This window comes from Vibrio sp. Vb0888, assembly GCF_033338835.1.
GTDB lineage: Bacteria > Pseudomonadota > Gammaproteobacteria > Enterobacterales > Vibrionaceae > Vibrio > Vibrio alginolyticus.
The window spans coordinates 751,408-766,001 of record NZ_JAWOTL010000001.1; the positions used below are offsets into that span (position 1 = coordinate 751,408).

Here is a 14,594-nt window from a genome sequence, read left to right on the forward strand (position 1 = left end):
GGGAAAACTAGTGAGATGAAAATTCATGTAGAACCTGTCACGCTTGCCATGGCGACACCATTTCGCATCTCTCGCGGCAGTCGGACAGAGTGCCACTTAGTCCGAGTGACAATTGAACATCGAGGCATGACAGCCCAAGGTGAATGCACGCCATACCCTCGTTATGGTGAATCGGTTGAATCGGTGATTAAGGCGATTTCTCACGCCGCACATGAACTGCAAAGTTTGTATGCCAAAGGCGAAGCTGATGTCATGGTTCTCAAAAGCCAGCTTCAATCGTTATTGCCCGCGGGGGCGGCAAGAAATGCATTGGATTGCGCCCTTTGGCATCTTCACGCGCTTTTGAGCCACAAGCAACAGGCTCACGACCTCTTTACGTTACCCGAGGCGATTGTGACGGCGATGACGGTTTCTATCGACACGCCGCAAGCGATGGCAAAACAGGCGCAAGCTTACCTTAGCCAAGGCGCAAAACTGCTTAAGGTAAAACTGGATGGTGAAAACGTGATTGAGCGCGTTGCAGCAGTACGCGATGCCGCGCCGCACGCGCAAATTGTTTTAGATGCGAATGAAGCATGGCAAAGCCTCGACCTCGCGACGGTATTTGCTCAACTCGAACCGTTTAATATCACCATGATCGAGCAACCGTTGCCACAAGACTGCGACGACGTACTCGCCAGCATTCCGCACCCCATTCCACTTTGCGCCGATGAAAGTTGTCACACCAGAGAGCAATTGCATCAACTGCTTGGAAAATACGAGATGGTGAACATTAAGCTAGATAAAACAGGCGGGCTCAGTGAAGCATTATTGCTGGCCGACGATGCAAAAAAACTCGGTTTTAGCCTCATGTCCGGTTGTATGTTGGGGACGTCGCTGGCGATGCGTGCTGCGTTACCCATTGCTGCTCAGGCAAGCGTTGTCGATCTTGATGGCCCGGTGTTGCTCGGACAAGATGTAACGCCGAGCTTAGTTTATCGCGACGGCGAAATCGTTCTTTCCAAATAGCCTAAACAATCCAGAGGTTTTGCTCCAAAAGTCAGAACCTCTGAGTTTATGATCTCGATTAAAAAACAATCAGCTCCATCATGAAATAAGTCACATAAATTATATGGTTATTGAGGCATGCTAAGATTCCAGTAGTCCAAGAAGGTGGTCTTATGCATCGAGTCATCCGGAAAATGACGTGGAAAACGAATAGGCGGTAATCCCGCCCTACTCCAATGCAGTGCGTGGGTTTCTATAACAACCCACTTCCTAGCAATTCGTAGGTTTTTCACGCCATCTTGCAAGGAGGCTCTATGCCTATCAATAAAATACGCAATATCGCTTTTATCGGTCAAACCGGGACCGGTAAAACCACACTGATAGAAAAACTGCTCTTCACCTGCGATGCCACCCACCATTTAGGCAGCGTAGAAAAAGGCGATACTGTTACCGACTTCGACCCTCAATCCATCCAATATCAACACAGTATTGAAGCAACGCCAGTCGCACTGCGCTGGAATAAACACCGGCTCAATATCATCGACACTCCGGGACAAAACGAGTTACTTGGCCGTACTATCAGCGTTTTTCCTGCCGTTGAAACATCTGCCCTTGTCATCGACCCTCAAACCCCACTTAACCAAACTTCCGATCGCTTATTCACCTTTGCTAAAGAGCAGCAAAAATGTCAGATGATCATCATCAATAAGCTCGATAACCACGGTAATCAGTTAGAAAGATTGATGGAGAACATCGTTGAGCATTTTGGTGACCACTGCTTGCCGATCAACTTACCTTCGGCTGACGGGGAATCTGTAGTTGACTGCTATTTCGAACCAGAATTGGGACGAGAAACCTTACTTGCAACGGTAGATGAAGCTCATGAGACCTTAATTGACCAAGTCATCGAAGTCGATGAAGAACTGATGGAACTGTATCTGGAACAAGGCTCCGAACTCACCGCAGAGCAACTGCATGATCCGTTTGAAGAAGCACTGAGAACTGGACATGTGATTCCGGTCTGTTTTGTCTCAGCACAAACCGGCGCGGGCGTCGAGTTGCTGCTGCGCACCTTGGCGGAGATCATGCCCATGCCAAACGAGGGTAACCCTCCTCAACTGGAAAAGAACGGCAAAAAAATCAAAGTAAATTGCGAAACCTTAGAGCACACCGTCGCACACGTGTACAAAGTCAGCGTCGACCCATATATGGGAAAACTTGCCTACTTACGTGTGTATCAGGGGGAAATCAATGCGGGCAGCCAGCTTTATATTGGCGAAAGCAACAAGGCATTTAAAGTTGGGCACTTATATCAACTGCAGGGCAAAGATAGAACCGAGATCCCTCGCGCGCTTGCGGGCGACTTCTGCGTTTTAGCCAAAGTGGATGATCTCGAATTCGATTCAATCGTTCATGACTCTCACGAAGAAGATGGAGTTCAACTCAAAACGTTGGATCTTCCTGACTCCATGTATTCTTTGTGCTTGAAGCCTCTTAAGCGTGGAGATGAGCAAAAATTAGGAGATGTGCTGAATAAAATTGCCAGTGAAGACCCTTCTCTGCGCATCGAACATCGCGCTCGCACCAACGAAACCATCATCAGCGGCCAAGGGGAGTTTCACCTCAAAGTCGCATTAGAAAAGATGGCGAACGTGTACAAACTGGACGTCGAAACCTGCCAACCAAGCGTCGAATACTTTGAAACCATCACCAAACCTGCCGAAGGGCATTATCGACACAAAAAACAAAGTGGCGGTGCAGGTCAGTTTGGTGAAGTGCAATTGAAGGTTCGTCCACTCGAACGTGGCGCCGGATTTAAGTTCATCAACAAAGTGGTGGGTGGCGCAATTCCAACCGCGCTCATTCCTGCTGTAGAAAAAGGTATTTTGCAAGCGTTAGAGGAAGGCGCGATTTCTGGCAACCCAATTAAGGATGTGGAAGTCACCGTTTATGACGGTAAATATCACTCCGTCGATTCGAAAGAAATTGCGTTTGTCATCGCAGGTAAGAAAGCGTTTTTAAATGCGATTAACAACGCCGATCCTATTGTGCTAGAACCCATTGTCCAGATGGAACTGCACATCCCAACCGCGAATGTTGGCGATGTTTCTGGTGATTTATCTGGCAACCGAGGCTTAATCGAAGGCTCCGAGCCAATCGACAGCAGCTTCACCTTACTCAGAGCCAAGTCACCTGTAAACGAGCTGCAAGATTACGCTCGTCGATTACGCTCCATCACGGGTGGTGAAGGCAGCTTTAGTATGACCTTAAGTCATTACGAGCCTGCGCCACCAGCAGTGCAAAAACAGGTCTGCCAAGGCAGTACACAACAAGGTTAATTCCCTAAGATTCAAATCAATCACATAAACAAAAAAGCGCCCTCATTTTGAGGGCGCTTTTATGTAAAAGAAAAATTATTTATCGAGAGACAAACCTATCTGACTGATTTTGCTTTCAAACTCTTCGATGCTGTTCGCTTTGTAAGTCGGAGCACCGTTAAAGTAGCGCGGTTTCTCTGGCAGCATCGCATTTTTCAGCTCTTGTTCTTGATCGATATTGTCATGGTAAACCGTTACACGATTTGGAATATCCTGCTTCATTACAGCCATTTTGGTTCTCCTTTATTAAGACGAATAGTAAGCGTAGAACGAATTTATCGGAGTACAGGCGAGACTGTGTAAAATTTAGACACTCACAGCAAAATCATATTTAAACAGTTGCATTTAATATTTTTGAGGCACTTTGTCGTGGCTATTGGCAAACGTGAGTGCAGCGATTAAGGTGAGCTCTCTCTACATGAAGACAGGAAGTCCGGTGTCGCAACAAGAACTCAACCAAATGGGCAGTGCCAAAGTTTTTCTCATCGAAAAAGATGGCGTCCAAGTAATAGAAAAACGTAACCCTACTCAAATAGAAGTGGCGTTTTATCAACGCCATGCCGAGCAGTTTAACGCGCTTGGAATACACGTACCGCGCTTGATTCAACTCGACGACCAGAAAAACGTTCTGTACATTGAATACGTTCCCCACGCAGTCGAGCAAGCATTCTTACTTGAAGATGATCGAGTCATTGAACAACTCGTCAAACTGCACCGACTTCCACCAACATCAGATGGTGTTTATCACCGCCACCAGTGGACACCACAAGCGACTCAACAAGCACTCGCAACACTTAAACTGGGCTCAGAGACAGAACAGTTCTTCCACCAGCTACAACAACGATCGGCGCACCTTTTCGATGGGCAGAACTTGATCTCCGGAGACACCAATGCAGGAAACTGGGGACAGCGCCAAAATGGCGAGCTGGTGCTGTTCGACTGGGAGCGCTTTTCTACAGGGCATGTCGCGATAGATTTAGCGCCGCTCATCGAGGGCATGGGCACATTTGATGATTACTTGAAGGTGGCAGGCAAGTATGTAAAGTGCGCCGAGAAAGGTGAAACAACAGAATTGGCGCGCGATATCGGATTAGCAAAAGCGTGGATCGTCGTCGAGGTAGTCAACATACTGGTCTCCAGAAAAAATCCGCAGACCAGCAAATATTTGGACTGGTTTCGACGAACCTTACCGCAATGGGCCAAAAGCCTTAGCGCTCAGGTGATGAGTTAGGCTCTGAGATTTGATATAAACGCCTTTCAGGTTCTACGCATGAGGTTTCACAATTGCACACCTTGTCAACGCCGACATTATTCAAACCACCACAACTCCCTTGAATGCGCTTGTTGTGAAAAATGACGCCAAGTGACATCAACAAAATGATTGCGAGAAAACCAAGAAAGGTAAGTAACCAAACCATATTAACCTGCCTTATTAGCCATCGACTCTAGCTTAAGTATAGCAGGGCTAGATGTCGCTTTGATTAGCGCTTTAGGTCTTGCCAACAAGGAGGGTTTTGATTTTTGGCCACCACAACCACAGGAGCCGCAGCCGCCTTTTTCTTTGTGAACACTTTTCTTATGATTGTTTGATGGACGTCCTTGAGAGGGCTCAATCAAAGGCTCTCTTGGAACCGCAAGCACATCTTCCAAGGAACTACGAGTAGACAGCCTAAATACTGGCGTGCCACTGCTAAGTAGCTTTGCCAATACACGTTCACCGATATTTCGCACAAGAACAGCATCCACATTGTACCCTTTTAGAGACTGAATCAACTGAGACTTCGCATTACAACCCGCTTGTGGCATAGAAGCTATGTTCGCTAAGTTTTTTAGCATACCGTCAGTATCAGAATAAATAGCAATGTATGGTGCTTTTACAAAGTGGTTTGCCACCCGCTCACCATCATTAGGAATAGCATAAATCATAAGTTTGACTCCTCATTCGGAAAAACTAATGCATGACCTTCAACTAAACTTTTTGCGACTTTCAATCTTGCACTTTTTACTGTGTTACCAAAAGTTTGTCTAGAAACGCCCATCTGCTCCGCAGCTTGCTGCTGGCTAAGCCCCTCTAAGTCGGCTAAACGTAGCGCTTCTAACTCTTCAGGTAATATGGCGACTTGCTCCAACTGATTAAATGGAATGCCATTGGGCTTAAAGCAATGGTGAGCCGCACGTCCGCATATTCGTCTTTCTATCTTTGGTCTTGCCATCATTGTCCCTCAAAAACATAGAGTCAAATTACGCCTTAAACTGGCATATGCCAATAACATTTCTAGCATATGCCAATAAACTAAGTTTGCAAAAATCAACACGACAAATACGTAATACATCAGCATTAATTAGACATCTAATAATTTAGAAATTTCGATGACAAACGAGCAAAAAGATCAATTCTAATTAACCGGATAATAAAAACGTTAGTTTGCGCAGATTTTTCATACAAATACACGCTAATGTGTTCATTTTATTGAAGAAGAAAAACTATAATCCAAGCAAATCATTAGTTTGAACACTAATGATTGTTTTATTTTAAAGGATGTATACCTAAGGAACGAAAAAGAGAAGTTTGACGATATTCGCCTGAGCTTAAAGAGTAATACGTTCGATAAAGAACCTGTCGAACGACCATTACTTGGCCTAGGTGCCCTACTCTTCTTGCCAAATTAAGTTTCTTGAAAGCGCTTAGGTATATCAGAAAAAGGAAGTACATATGTCTGACTCAAATTGGCTCAGCGAATTCCCGGAAATGGATGCCTCTGATCTCAGGGCGATTCGCAAAACACTCGACGGCGCCTACAGAGATTTCTCTCGCGAGTATGGTGAACTCATTGAGTCTCTGTTTGATCCGCTCCTGGCGTTTCTTGTCTGGTTTGAAAAACTTCTGATTTCTACACCTTGGTTCATTATTTTAGGTGTCTGCACCACTCTCGTTTATGCCGCTAGCCGCTCTTGGAAACTGGCCGCTGCATGTTTTGGTTCGCTGATTCTGATTGGCTATTTTGGAATGTGGGAAGATACTATGCGCACGCTCAGTATCATCACTGTATGTACTATGCTTGCCATCGCACTTGGTATCCCTATCGGCATCGCTATGGCGCGCTCTAATCGCATTCAGTCGGTGGTAACACCATTACTCGACGTCATGCAAACCATGCCGGCATTTGTGTATCTCATTCCAGTTGTGATGTTATTGGGCATCGGGAAAATTCCTGGCCTTATCGCAGTAGTGATCTACGCGATTCCACCGGTTATTCGTTTAACCAATTTGGGCATTCGTCTAGTTGATAAAGAAGTATTGGAAGCCGCAACCGCATTTGGTGCCAGCACTCGGCAACGGCTTTTTGGGGTTCAGCTTCCGCTTGCAATGCCAACCATCATGGCGGGAATTAACCAAACGATCATGATGGCACTGTCAATGGTGGTCATCGCATCAATGATTGGGGTAAAAGGTTTAGGTCAGCCTGTTCTAAAGTCTATTACCAATCAATATTTCACTCTTGGTCTTCTCAATGGTTTAGCAATTGTCGCCCTAGCAATCCTTTTTGACCGTGCTTCACAAGCATATGCGAAACGCACTCAAGCTCATTTAGGAGATTCAAAAAATGACTAGTCCACTTATCGAAATCAGCGGTCTTTATAAAATCTTCGGTACCAGACCCAATAGCGTGATTGAGCGCGTTAAGTTGGGACATAGTAAAGAGCAGGTTTTAGCGGAAACGGGCCACACGGTCGGACTAAAAGACATCAACCTGCAAATTCAAAAGGGTGAAATTTTTGTCATTATGGGATTATCCGGTTCTGGAAAATCCACCATGATTCGCCACTTCAACCGATTAATCGATCCAACCATGGGGCAGATTTTGGTAGAAGGGGTGGATGTCATGCAACTTTCTAACAAAGAACTTGAACAGTTTCGCCGTCACAAGATGTCTATGGTGTTCCAACGCTTTGGCTTGCTGCCTCATCGCACTGTTATCGACAACATCGCATATGGTTTGGAAGTTCAGGGAATGAATAAAGAGGCGCGCTTAGAAAAAGCAAATGAATGGTTAGAAACCGTTGGACTGACGGGTTATGAGCACCAGTATCCTGCTCAACTATCGGGTGGACAGCAACAGCGTGTGGGCCTTGCACGGGCACTGGCTACCGACGCCGAAATACTGTTGATGGACGAGGCTTTCTCAGCATTGGACCCTCTGATTCGGAGCGAAATGCAAGATCAGCTGGTAGAGCTGCAACAGAAGCTGCACAAAACCATTATTTTCATTACTCATGATTTAGATGAAGCGCTTCGACTTGGCGATCGCATCGCGATTCTTAAAGACGGTGAACTTGTCCAACAAGGTTCACCAGACGAAATTTTACTGCATCCTGCCGATGAGTACGTTGAAGCCTTTGTAAAAGACGTCAATAGAGCGCGAGCACTGACAGTCGAAACACTGATGCAGCCACCTTCGTACTGTGTTCGCGCTGAAACCATTGAAGATGCACTAAGTGAAATGAAACGTGTTAAACGTGATTATGCCTACCATGAGACCAATGCAGGCTATCAAGGCGTGATAACACAGCAAGGATTGCTAAACGCAGCGAAGTTAACTCATATATCAGATTGGCGTGATGATATCTATGAAGAGGTGCCTATCATCTCTCCACATTTAGCCATTGAGCAAGTGCTGACTGAAGTCATGTCGTGTGAACATTCACTGCCCGTCATCGATGAGCACGGCCATTTGAAAGGCGAATTAAATCGTCAGGTTATTGCGGAGCTGTTTTCTGATCAACGAAGCACAAAACGAGGCACTTCACGCTCAAGCTTCAATAACGTTTCTTAGATGATGTTGATAATACAGCTCACAACAATGTGGGCTGTTATCAATTAACTCACTCCCACTCCCACTCCCCTTTTTAGATATTTATCTGTGGGCTCAAGCTTGATACCCAAAGCAACATTTACATTGTTCTGATTTTCCTGACAATTTCATGCTCATATCCGGTTTTATTGACATAGTTAGATCATTCTATTGCTTTTTGATGACGCAAATCCTCGATAAATGTCTACTATTACTCTCATACAAAATCTTGATTTAAAGAGGGATAAAATGAAAAAGACAATGTTGGCACTAACAGGCGCGGTAATCATTCTTGCAGGCTGTCAAGATGAGAAACCTGCCGAAACAAGCGCAGTTGAAGTACCTCAGGCAACGGAAACTGAAGTCACCACCAGTGCAGACGTTACGACTGAGACAATTGACACGTTACCAGTAGAAGAAGAACAGGTAATTACTGAAGAGACATTTGTAGACTCTGAACACAACGCACAAAGTGCTCTGGACTGGAACGGCACCTACAAAGGAACACTACCTTGCGCGGATTGTGCTGGTATCGATATGACCATCACACTAAATCAAGATGGCACTTACGTACTTGAAGAAAGCTACCAAGACAAAGAAGACGGTCAATCAAAATCTGAAGGTCAATTCACTTGGGACGCAAATGGCAGCATCGTAACGTTGACAAATGAAGATGCACCAAACCAATACTTTGTTGGTGAAAACGTACTTATGAAGCTAGACATGAATGGCGAAAAAGTAACGGGTGACCTAGCACCACTATACAACTTAACGAAACAGTAAGAAGTTAGTATCAATACCTGATAAATACCCCAAATCCGAGCCACCCCAGCTCGGATTTTTTCGCTGTTTTAACGAAAGCTATTCCAGCAACCTTTCTATTCTGAAGCAACATTCTGCTTCTTACCCTGATTGTTCATTACATTTCCATACGCTTTGCCGATAGATGCTTACAACGTCATTTTGTACAGTGTTCAAAACAAAACAGAACAACTCGGAAAAATGATGAAAAAAACATTAATTGCACTACTTACTCTGACAGCTGCTGGCTCAGCTTTCGCTGGCGATACTTACATTCGTAACGGTAACATCTACAACAACGAAGGCGGTTGGAACGTAGAAGCTGGTGTGGCTCAAGGCAGCGATCTTTTCAAAGATCAAAAGCATAATACAGCACCAATTCTCAACGGTGGTTACCATGGTGACGACTTTAATGCCGACCTAAGTGGCATTAACTACCGCTTCTTCGGTAACACCAATGAGTTAATCAACATGAGTGCCTACCTTGTAGGTAGTGGTGTAATGCGCGACGGTGATACAGCGAAAAGCCTGAAAGGCACAGATAAACGCCGTTTCGCCGTCGATCTAGGTTTAAACGCAGACTTTACACTGGATCAAAACAACGTCATTTCTACATACCTTCAGCACGATATCAGCGGTGCTTACAAAGGTTACTTAGCGGGCGCGACTTACTTCCACATCATGAAATTCGGTAGTGTTGATTTTGTTCCTTTTGCTAACCTAACTTATCAAAGTGAAGACTACGTAGATTACTACTTTGGTGTAAAACAACGCGAAGCAAACGCAAACCGCAAAGCATACAAAGGTGATTCAACGGTAAGCTATGGTGTGGGCTACAAACTTATTATGCCAATCAACGACAACTGGCAAGTAAGCCAAATGACACAATACACGCGCCTAGGCAGCGGTATCAGCGACTCATCTATCGTTGATAGTGCAAACCAATGGGTTGTTGGCGCAAGTGTGTCGTACAACTTCTAATCCGATACGCCCTTATAAAGCCATCATTTCGATGGCTTTATGCGTTGGACATTTGCATAATCTTGAACACAGACTCTAGTGTGAATGAGCAATCCATAACCTATGTAAATCGCTATAGCCTGTATTCTTCACCTGCACACCTCGCACTTGCTGTGTTTTTGTCACTTCTTCGTAGCCAACAAACAAAGGCAAATATAGGTACTGATCGCGCAGCGCTTTCTCTAGGTTTAATAAAGACTGTAGCGAGTGATCATCTGCCATCGCCCTGCGAACCTTTTCTCTATGGCTTAGCATCTGGCTTTGATCAAAACTAAAACGCAGTCCAGTTGCTATCGACAGCCATTCGAAGATGCCATATTCAAATGGTGCTTCCATGACTTCCTCAATGAAGAGCAAGTCTGCTTGGTGAGACACTACCTCAGGAAAACTAATGTCATCAATAACAATGACCTCCAACTCCAATCCCGTTGCACGAATCACACTGTGCAACCATTCGGAATGACGAATTAAACTCGGTATCGTCCAGACAGGTTCAGCTAATACCACTTTACCTTTCAGTTTAGGTATCACAACACCATCTGTTATTGATAAATCTTGCTCGTAAGTCTCTAACTGAATGCTGTCAACGGCACTTGGCGCATCATAAATTCGCTTTTGCACATGGATGTAATCAGCGAGTTGATACCAAGTCTCTTTTGTGAGTTGGGATTCCGCGCGTTCGCGGTAGGTCAGATATGAAAATGCGCTAATTTTTTCCACTTCAACGTGATCGGAGCTTTGATTAAAGCTCAACATATTTAAGGTTTTAACATCACCATGAGACAGCGTTATTTGATCTAACAATGCGCGTGCTGAAAAATACTCTTTGTGCGCTTCAAGAGTCATACTCTCCTGGTTCCAGCCGCTGATTTTAAATGGCCCAGTCCCTATGTGGTAGGAATAACTAGAACCGAAAGAGACGACATCTCGACACAGAATAGACGCATGAGGAGTTGCTAGCATGTATGGAAACAACTTGTTCGGATACTTCAATATGATTTTTAAGCAGTTAGATGTTTCTGCAACCACGCTATCAATGCATTGCCAGAGCTCGTGAACTGGTCCTTTTATCTCCCTAAGTCTTTCTATACTCCAAACCACATCCTGTATATTAAGGGGCTCGCCATCATGGCGATATATGCCTGGCCGCAACCATAACGTCATTACCTTGCCTTCCATTTTCCATTCGTGTGCTAACGATGGCTCGATACCACCATTGGAATTTTGGGTCAGCAATACGTCATAAACGCTTTTCGCGACGTGTAATTCAGTGTGACGGTAAGTATTCGCAGGGTCGATTTTGGATACCCAAGGGTAAGAAGAAATCAAAATAGCGTTATTTGATTCGTTCAATCGATTCACTTTTTCAGAAGCGATAGTCAGTGCTCTAACCGCGGTTTGACCGAACCAATCAATAAGTTTCGTTATTGAGTTCATTCTTCCTCTGCCAAGCTCCTCAACCAAAAACTCGGTCATCGCTTGTTGGAGGGAAATATTAATACTGAGACGGCTAGCGTTACTTCGGCCAATCGCAGGTTGCCAATCGACCCAATCGTAAGTGGCAAGCTTTTTCATCACAATAGAAACATTGCGCCTCGACGTGCAAATCACCGCTTCTAGCTCAGAAAGCGTAACAAGGTGATACTGGTGAGGTTCAAAGTGCTTTAACAGTAGATCCAGATACCTAAGATTGACATCGTTCACAAAGATTCCTAAGAGTTATTCCAAAGCAAAAAAATAGCACAGGACGCTTAGCAACTAAACTTCCTGTGCTATATCTAAACAAATTCAAATCTTGGACTCAGCTCGACCAACAGAAGTCACAAACGTTTACTAAGCCAAGAGGTAACTTGAATAAGTATTCTTAGAAACGGTAGCTCATACCTACAGAGAATACATTGATGTCTGCATCAACCGTTACTTTTTCATTGCCAAATTTCGCAATGTCTAGCTCAGGCATCATGTATTCCCATTCAACTTGTAGAGCAAAGTTTTCAGTAATAGCGAACTCTGCGCCTAAACCGTACATGCCTGTTACAGTGCTGTCAGAAATGGTGGTATGGCCTGCGCTACCGTCAATCACAGAGTTGCTAATTTTGAATTCAGCATTGAAGTAAGAAAGACCAGCTTTAGCAAAAAGGTTGAAACGATCGCCAATCGGTAGAGTCGCTTTTGGCTGAATCGATAGATACTTCATATCACCAACAGTAACAACTTTGCCGTCTAAAGCATCGTAACCACCAATGGCTGCTTCTAGAGAAATGTATTCGTTGAATTTGTAACCACCGAATACTTTGCCTGAAAGGCTTGAGTCATCTTCAAGTTTAAGTTTAGTGCTAGCGTTAGTACCACCACCATTGATAGAGCCATTAACATCACCAAACGATGCTTGACCTACAGATGCACCAACGTAAGGAGCTGCGTTTGCAACAGAACATGTTGCTAGAAGGGCTGTCATTAGCCATGTTTTTTTAAACATTGTATTTCACTGCCTGTTAATTATTGAGGTTGTGTTTTGCCCATCCTTAAGCATGCCATGCTATCCATTTCACTTGGTTTCAAAACCAAGTGGATGTTAATGAATAAAAACTCAATAAAACATGAAATATTTAGACACAACTTTGCCACTTTCTTTCTTAGTTTTGACAATTTAGTCATTTCACAAGCATTGCTGCTTCAACCAGTTAGTGAGCTTGATGATTTCCGCTTGCTTGGCTCGACTCTTTTTATGAATAAAATAAAAGCTATCTCCGGTTTCCAATCCATGAGAAGGGATGTACACCAAATCGTGCGCTTTATCTCTTTCATTGAGCATAAAATCATTCGCAAATGCGATGCCTTGGTCATAACGCGCCGCCTCTATTGCCAACAACATATGACTAAAATGTTGAACATCGACATCTTTCGGCAAGGTGTAACCGCCCGCTCTGCACCACTCAGCCCAATCTTTTCCTCTCTCTCGATAAATTGAGTCTGTCGACAAAATAGGGTATCGCCAAAGCGCTTCTGGAATCGGTTGATCTTGTAACTCTTTCCAAATTTTATGGCTGCAGACCGGATACAGCGTCTCCGCGTATAACTTTACCGACATGTAGTTTCGCTTTGGCTTTTCTACCGTGATAAAACAATCGCCAACGCTGTCTGTCTGTTCAGGATCACCAACGACCATATTGAGTGTCAGGTCGATTTCTGGATGTAAGCGCTTAAAATCAGACAAACGCGGAATAAGCCACTTTACGGCAAGCGAGCTATAAATCGCCAACCGTATGCTGCCTTTGTCCCCTTCTCGCACCTTTTGGCTGGCCATCGCAATTGAGCTAATTGCTGGGCTAATATCCTCTAAATACCGGGTGCCCGTATCGGACAAAGAGAGCTTTCTGCCTTGGCGGATAAATAATGATTCACCCAAGTAATCTTCTAATAATCGTATCTGGTGGCTAACGGCACTTTGCGTCACATTGAGTTCTTCAGCAGCAAGCGAAAAGCTAGAGTTTCTGGCAACAGATTCAAAACAGTGAACCGCTCTGAGTGGTGGCAATTTCATCATCTAAAAATCTCATACTTAAACTAATAAATATCACTTCACTTCATCCTATGACATCACCTACTCTTTGGCAAAGAAAGAGGAGAGGAAAAAGTGAAAGTTACATCGGTCGGAGCAGCGATGCTGCTATTAATTGTTGGAAATCTCATTGCGGTGCTTTCGGACTCTTTAATTAAAAGTGTCGGAAATGAAGTGCCTATTTTTCAATTTGTCTTTTTCCGACAAATTTCAGCGGTGCTTTTCCTGCTGCCAGTCTACTTGCTAACAAAAAATGCGCCTTTTCTTGAAGGGTTTAAGTGGCATGCTGTTCGCGCTCACGTATGGTTACTTGGTGCAATATTCATGGTTTTGGCGATCTCATCTTTACCGCTCGCAACTGCGAACGCGATCTTTTACGCCGCGCCATTGATCATGTTGCCACTTGCAGCAATCTTTTTTGGAGAACAGTTGTCTAAGCAATCGGTCGCCGCAGCGATAATGGGCTTTGCCGGTGTGTTAGTCATCATTCGTCCAGACCAAATCGATTGGGCAGCAATTTCAGCTTTAGTTGTTGCAATTACTTTAGCAATCAATAACTTGCTCATTCGAAAACTGCCAAAAAATCAGTCTGTGATGCAAACATTATTGATGACAAACTTGGCAGGTATTCCAGTAGCATTCTTGCTTGTTCTGATCGAAGCAGAACCTTGGGACTGGAGTGCTTTCCCTGTTGCTGCTGGCTCAAGTCTGTTCATCATGATTTATGCAGCAACATGTGTCATCGCTTACCGCTCGATCGATAGCAACAAAATTGCCAGCGCTGAATACAGTGGCTTAATTGGTGCCGTGTTTGTGGGATTGATTTGGTTTGGAGAAGTGCCAGATATATTTATGGCAATAGGAACCATTATGATTGTTGTGCCTCTGGTTTGGCTTTCTAAACGAGAACGTCGTAAGAAAAAGTTGCAAGAGCAACAAGAAGCGCACGTTACTTAAAGTTGTGCTCTAGCCCAAAGACTAAAAAACCGAGCC

15 protein-coding genes are annotated in these 14,594 nt (G+C 44.4%); 8 read left to right on the plus strand and 7 right to left on the minus strand.

The genetic code is table 11. The features are described 5' to 3' along the window. Positions 1–15 precede the first annotated feature (15 nt). Both dgcA and fusA read left to right on the plus strand, forming a co-directional pair. A complete protein-coding gene (gene dgcA, locus R7P72_RS03235) occupies positions 16–1,008 on the plus strand; it encodes an N-acetyl-D-Glu racemase DgcA (RefSeq protein ID WP_158173369.1) in 993 nt (330 codons plus the stop codon). Positions 1,009–1,301: 293 nt separating this feature from the next. After that, complete coding sequence (gene fusA / locus R7P72_RS03240; RefSeq protein WP_005373914.1) at positions 1,302–3,326, plus strand: elongation factor G; 2,025 nt, start codon at positions 1,302–1,304, stop codon at positions 3,324–3,326. 75 nt (positions 3,327–3,401) lie between these two features. Here fusA and R7P72_RS03245 read toward each other — a convergent pair whose 3' ends face one another. Further along, positions 3,402–3,596, minus strand: coding sequence for a hypothetical protein (locus tag R7P72_RS03245; RefSeq protein ID WP_005373920.1), 195 nt, complete (start codon positions 3,594–3,596; stop codon positions 3,402–3,404). Between the two features lie 187 nt (positions 3,597–3,783). On the opposite strand from R7P72_RS03245, the gene R7P72_RS03250 reads away from it, so the two are divergent. Further along, on the plus strand, positions 3,784–4,596 hold the full coding sequence (locus tag R7P72_RS03250; protein WP_206225801.1) for an aminoglycoside phosphotransferase family protein: 813 nt from the start codon (positions 3,784–3,786) through the stop codon (positions 4,594–4,596). Here R7P72_RS03250 and nqrM read toward each other — a convergent pair. From nqrM to R7P72_RS03265, 3 genes are read right to left on the minus strand one after another with little or no spacing between them, the layout of a single operon-like run. Further along, positions 4,574–4,783, minus strand: coding sequence for a (Na+)-NQR maturation NqrM (gene nqrM, locus R7P72_RS03255; protein WP_054865473.1), 210 nt, complete (start codon positions 4,781–4,783; stop codon positions 4,574–4,576). The two genes, R7P72_RS03250 and nqrM, sit on opposite strands and share 23 nt — an antisense overlap. Position 4,784: 1 nt before the next feature. After that, entirely contained in the window at positions 4,785–5,291 is a 507-nt protein-coding gene (locus R7P72_RS03260; protein ID WP_053304613.1) for a NifB/NifX family molybdenum-iron cluster-binding protein, read from the minus strand. Beyond that, positions 5,288–5,578 (minus strand): DUF134 domain-containing protein, encoded by a 291-nt coding sequence (locus R7P72_RS03265; protein WP_005373924.1) that lies wholly within the window; start codon positions 5,576–5,578, stop codon positions 5,288–5,290. Before R7P72_RS03265 ends, R7P72_RS03260 begins: the two co-directional genes overlap by 4 nt. Before the next feature lie 500 nt (positions 5,579–6,078). Between R7P72_RS03265 and R7P72_RS03270 the strand changes: the two genes are divergently transcribed. The 4 genes from R7P72_RS03270 to ompV all read left to right on the plus strand — a co-directional run bounded on the left by R7P72_RS03270 (position 6,079) and on the right by ompV (position 10,000). Further along, positions 6,079–6,978, plus strand: a complete 900-nt coding sequence (locus R7P72_RS03270; RefSeq protein ID WP_053304614.1) for an ABC transporter permease — start codon at positions 6,079–6,081, stop codon at positions 6,976–6,978. Next, positions 6,971–8,200 (plus strand): glycine betaine/L-proline ABC transporter ATP-binding protein, encoded by a 1,230-nt coding sequence (locus R7P72_RS03275; protein ID WP_005387213.1) that lies wholly within the window; start codon positions 6,971–6,973, stop codon positions 8,198–8,200. Before R7P72_RS03270 ends, R7P72_RS03275 begins: the two co-directional genes overlap by 8 nt. Positions 8,201–8,467: 267 nt before the next feature. Continuing rightward, entirely contained in the window at positions 8,468–9,001 is a 534-nt protein-coding gene (locus R7P72_RS03280; protein ID WP_005373930.1) for a copper resistance protein NlpE, read from the plus strand. 222 nt (positions 9,002–9,223) lie between these two features. Further along, positions 9,224–10,000, plus strand: a complete 777-nt coding sequence (ompV, locus tag R7P72_RS03285) for an outer membrane protein OmpV (RefSeq protein ID WP_053304615.1) — start codon at positions 9,224–9,226, stop codon at positions 9,998–10,000. A 75-nt stretch (positions 10,001–10,075) separates the two neighbouring features. Here the strand turns inward: ompV and R7P72_RS03290 are convergent, their stop codons facing one another. The 3 genes from R7P72_RS03290 to R7P72_RS03300 form a co-directional block, all read right to left on the minus strand. After that, the gene (locus tag R7P72_RS03290; RefSeq protein ID WP_053304616.1) at positions 10,076–11,743 is read right to left on the minus strand and encodes an ABC transporter substrate-binding protein; all 1,668 of its coding nucleotides are present in this window, start codon (positions 11,741–11,743) and stop codon (positions 10,076–10,078) included. Positions 11,744–11,903: 160 nt separating this feature from the next. Continuing rightward, on the minus strand, positions 11,904–12,518 hold the full coding sequence (locus tag R7P72_RS03295) for an outer membrane beta-barrel protein (RefSeq protein ID WP_005373936.1): 615 nt from the start codon (positions 12,516–12,518) through the stop codon (positions 11,904–11,906). A gap of 180 nt (positions 12,519–12,698) precedes the next feature. After that, positions 12,699–13,583: a LysR family transcriptional regulator gene (locus R7P72_RS03300; RefSeq protein WP_005387224.1), complete on the minus strand. Its 885-nt coding sequence runs from the start codon at positions 13,581–13,583 to the stop codon at positions 12,699–12,701. A gap of 93 nt (positions 13,584–13,676) precedes the next feature. Here R7P72_RS03300 and R7P72_RS03305 point away from each other — a divergent pair, with 93 nt between their 5' ends. Beyond that, positions 13,677–14,558 (plus strand): DMT family transporter, encoded by an 882-nt coding sequence (locus tag R7P72_RS03305; protein WP_005373940.1) that lies wholly within the window; start codon positions 13,677–13,679, stop codon positions 14,556–14,558. The last annotated feature ends 36 nt before the right edge of the window (positions 14,559–14,594 follow it).

Coding starts and splice junctions, on each gene's coding strand:
- dgcA (WP_158173369.1), top strand. CDS start 16: ATGAAAATTCATGTAGAACCTGTCACGCTTGCCATGGCGACACCATTT.
- fusA (WP_005373914.1), top strand. CDS start 1,302: ATGCCTATCAATAAAATACGCAATATCGCTTTTATCGGTCAAACCGGG.
- R7P72_RS03245 (WP_005373920.1), bottom strand. CDS start 3,596: ATGGCTGTAATGAAGCAGGATATTCCAAATCGTGTAACGGTTTACCAT.
- R7P72_RS03250 (WP_206225801.1), top strand. CDS start 3,784: ATGAAGACAGGAAGTCCGGTGTCGCAACAAGAACTCAACCAAATGGGC.
- nqrM (WP_054865473.1), bottom strand. CDS start 4,783: ATGGTTTGGTTACTTACCTTTCTTGGTTTTCTCGCAATCATTTTGTTG.
- R7P72_RS03260 (WP_053304613.1), bottom strand. CDS start 5,291: ATGATTTATGCTATTCCTAATGATGGTGAGCGGGTGGCAAACCACTTT.
- R7P72_RS03265 (WP_005373924.1), bottom strand. CDS start 5,578: ATGGCAAGACCAAAGATAGAAAGACGAATATGCGGACGTGCGGCTCAC.
- R7P72_RS03270 (WP_053304614.1), top strand. CDS start 6,079: ATGTCTGACTCAAATTGGCTCAGCGAATTCCCGGAAATGGATGCCTCT.
- R7P72_RS03275 (WP_005387213.1), top strand. CDS start 6,971: ATGACTAGTCCACTTATCGAAATCAGCGGTCTTTATAAAATCTTCGGT.
- R7P72_RS03280 (WP_005373930.1), top strand. CDS start 8,468: ATGAAAAAGACAATGTTGGCACTAACAGGCGCGGTAATCATTCTTGCA.
- ompV (WP_053304615.1), top strand. CDS start 9,224: ATGAAAAAAACATTAATTGCACTACTTACTCTGACAGCTGCTGGCTCA.
- R7P72_RS03295 (WP_005373936.1), bottom strand. CDS start 12,518: ATGTTTAAAAAAACATGGCTAATGACAGCCCTTCTAGCAACATGTTCT.
- R7P72_RS03300 (WP_005387224.1), bottom strand. CDS start 13,583: ATGAAATTGCCACCACTCAGAGCGGTTCACTGTTTTGAATCTGTTGCC.